Annotated in this window: 3 protein-coding genes and 1 pseudogene; 3 read left to right on the forward strand and 1 reads right to left on the reverse strand. The window is 47.9% G+C overall.

Annotated elements, in window-relative coordinates:
- Positions 1-110: 110 nt before the first annotated feature.
- Positions 111-275, reverse strand: coding sequence for a superinfection immunity protein (locus Q0231_RS16695; RefSeq protein WP_367274474.1), 165 nt, complete (start codon positions 273-275; stop codon positions 111-113).
- A gap of 134 nt (positions 276-409) precedes the next feature.
- Here Q0231_RS16695 and Q0231_RS06660 point away from each other — a divergent pair.
- The 3 genes and pseudogenes from Q0231_RS06660 to Q0231_RS06670 form a co-directional block, all read left to right on the forward strand.
- A pseudogene (locus Q0231_RS06660) lies at positions 410-757 on the forward strand (ABC transporter substrate-binding protein); the annotation flags it as partial.
- 72 nt (positions 758-829) lie between these two features.
- The gene (locus tag Q0231_RS06665) at positions 830-1,837 is read left to right on the forward strand and encodes an ABC transporter permease subunit (RefSeq protein ID WP_269393123.1); all 1,008 of its coding nucleotides are present in this window, start codon (positions 830-832) and stop codon (positions 1,835-1,837) included.
- Positions 1,838-1,919: 82 nt separating this feature from the next.
- A complete protein-coding gene (locus Q0231_RS06670) occupies positions 1,920-2,768 on the forward strand; it encodes an ABC transporter permease subunit (protein WP_299346616.1) in 849 nt (282 codons plus the stop codon).
- The last annotated feature ends 95 nt before the right edge of the window (positions 2,769-2,863 follow it).

A 2,863-nucleotide genomic window follows, 5' to 3' on the forward strand; every position in this document is an offset into this window, starting at 1 on the left:
GTATAAAGCCCATTAATTGGAAGAAAGTGATCATTGAAATAAACCAAAAAATAGCAAAACTAACCGCTTTTAGTTTAAGTCATTGTTCTTTAGTTTTCTTCAATACAATTTTATTTTGGTAAAGCTTGGGCCATAACCAACAAAATGAGCCAACCAACGATTGTCCACCCAAATGCCAAATTTAATATAAACATAATTGTTGGCAATTTAGCTCCAGGCCAATGCTCTCTTTTTTTAGCAACAATAGCGTACGGCAAAAAAAATAATTGAAGCACCAGTAAGAACCATTGAAAAGTGGCAAATTTCTGCAAACTGGAAAAGCCAAAGAGAAACAACGGCGGTTCATCAAAAAGCGTTAGACTTGTTTAATAATGGTAGAACTCAACCACAAATAGCATTAGAACAGCCGAAAGAATTGGATCGTAAAGGTGCGGTTCTACTTGGTTGGACTGGCGACAATGGTGATCCTGACAACTTCCTAGCGGTTCTTTTGGGCTGTGATGGTGTTGGTGGTTCAAACCGCGCTCAGTGGTGTAACGAAGAGTTTGACGCTTTGACACTTAAAGCGAAAACTGTTTCAGACGCTGCAGAACGTACTAAGCTTTATGAAGAAGCACAGGTTGTGTTTAAGCGTGAAGCACCTTGGGCGACTATTGCGCACTCAACAGTGTTCATGCCAATGTCCAAGAAAGTTAAAGGTTATGTGATGGACCCATTGGGCGGTCACTGGTTTGACGGTGTTGATCTAGACCAGTAGGTCTTGGATCGAACTTAAGGGGACTGAAGCAGGCGCTGTATTGAACAGCGCCTGTTTTCTTAGAAAAAAAGAATGTTCAAATTCATCATCAGTAAGTTGGCCATGATTGTGCCAACATTTTTCGGGATCACGATTGTGGCTTTTGGCTTCGTTCGTGTTCTACCGGGGGATCCAATCCTAGCGCTCGCAGGAGAGCGCGGGGTTAAGCCAGAGCGCTATCAAGAGCTTCTGGTCCAATTTGGCTTTGATAAGCCAATTTGGGAGCAATATTTCACCTATTTGGTCAACCTGTTTCAAGGTGATTTTGGCACATCGATTGCCACCAAACGCCCTGTTCTGGACGAGTTTTTGACCCTCTTTCCCGCCACAATAGAACTTGCACTTTGTGCGATTATATTTGCGGTATTGTTGGGCATTCCAGCTGGCATTATTTCCGCTGTAAAACGCGGGTCGTGGTTTGATCAAACGACCATGGGCATCGCGCTTGCTGGTTACTCTATGCCGATTTTTTGGTGGGGGCTTTTGCTCATCATCTTCTTCTCAGGCACATTGGGGTGGACACCAGTATCGGGCCGGATTTCGCTTCTCTATTATTTCCCACAAGTCACCGGCTTTATGCTGATCGATAGTTTCCTGTCGGGACAACAAGGGGCATTTAAATCCGCCTTTATGCATTTGATCTTGCCAACCATTGTGCTGGGCACAATTCCATTGGCAGTGATTGCGCGCCAAACCCGCTCAGCCATGCTAGAAGTGTTGGGCGAAGACTATGTGCGCACCGCGCGGGCCAAGGGCTTGGGGCAAATGCAGGTTATTGGCGTGCACGCATTGCGTAACGCGCTTATTCCGGTGATCACCACCATCGGCCTACAGGTCGGTGTTTTGCTTGCTGGGGCGATTTTGACCGAAACCATTTTCTCTTGGCCGGGCATCGGCAAGTGGATGGTTGATAGTATTTTTAGACGGGATTACCCGTCTGTGCAGGGTGGCTTGGTGCTGATTGCGCTGATCGTGATGGTGGTAAACCTCACTGTTGACGTGCTCTATGGCTTCATCAACCCGCGCATCAGGCATCAGTGAGGATATCAAGATGACTGATACACAAACAACAAAAGTTGACCAAACCGTTGTCAAAGCAGAAGCGCGCAATGCGCAACTGCAAATGCTCAACGAGTTTTGGCATTACTTTAGCGCCAACAAAGGGGCCGTAATCGGTCTCGTGATTGTTGGCATTATGGTCTTTGTGGCCGCCTTTGCGCCTTGGTTGGCCCCGCACGATGCGGGTCACCAATATCGCGATGCATTTTTGATGCCACCTGTTTGGGAAACTGGTGGCAGCTGGAAATTCATCCTTGGCACCGACGCAGTGGGTCGAGACATGCTGTCTCGCCTAATTCATGGTTCGCGCTTTTCGCTGTTCATTGGGGTAATCGTTGTGTCGATTTCCTTGACCGGCGGCATCATCATTGGCCTTGTGGCGGGTTATTTCCGTGGTTGGGTTGATGGGATCATCATGCGGGTGATGGATATCATCCTTGCGTTTCCATCCTTGTTGATGGCCTTGGTGCTGGTGGCGATTTTGGGCCCAGGCCTTGTGAATGCCATGATCGCAATCGCGATTGTGTTGCAACCTCACTTTGCCCGCTTAACGCGTGCTGCGGTGATGAGCGAAGCCAACCGCGAATATGTGACCTCTGCCAAAGTGGCAGGTGCTGGGCATATGCGGCTTATGTTCAAAACCATTTTGCCAAACTGTCTTGCGCCTTTGATCGTGCAAGCAACCTTGTCGTTTTCAACAGCAATTTTGGATGCGGCAGCGCTTGGCTTCTTGGGCATGGGCGCACAGCCACCCACCCCTGAATGGGGCACAATGCTTGCTGAAGCGCGTGAATTCGTGTTGCGGGCATGGTGGGTTGTGACCTTCCCAGGCATTGCCATTCTGGTTACCGTTTTGGCCATCAATTTGGTGGGCGACGGCTTGCGCGATGCGCTTGATCCGAAAGATCGATAGAAGGGAATTTTGAGTATTTTTCATTTACCCCGATTGTCGATCTTCAATTTGAATAAAGGATCAGTAGCGTGAACGATCAAAAGAAAAGAGTGTTG

This window comes from uncultured Maritalea sp. (assembly GCF_937139385.1).
Lineage (GTDB): Bacteria > Pseudomonadota > Alphaproteobacteria > Rhizobiales > Devosiaceae > Maritalea > Maritalea porphyrae_A.

Coding starts and splice junctions, on each gene's coding strand:
- Q0231_RS06670 (WP_299346616.1), top strand. CDS start 1,920: ATGCTCAACGAGTTTTGGCATTACTTTAGCGCCAACAAAGGGGCCGTA.
- Q0231_RS06665 (WP_269393123.1), top strand. CDS start 830: ATGTTCAAATTCATCATCAGTAAGTTGGCCATGATTGTGCCAACATTT.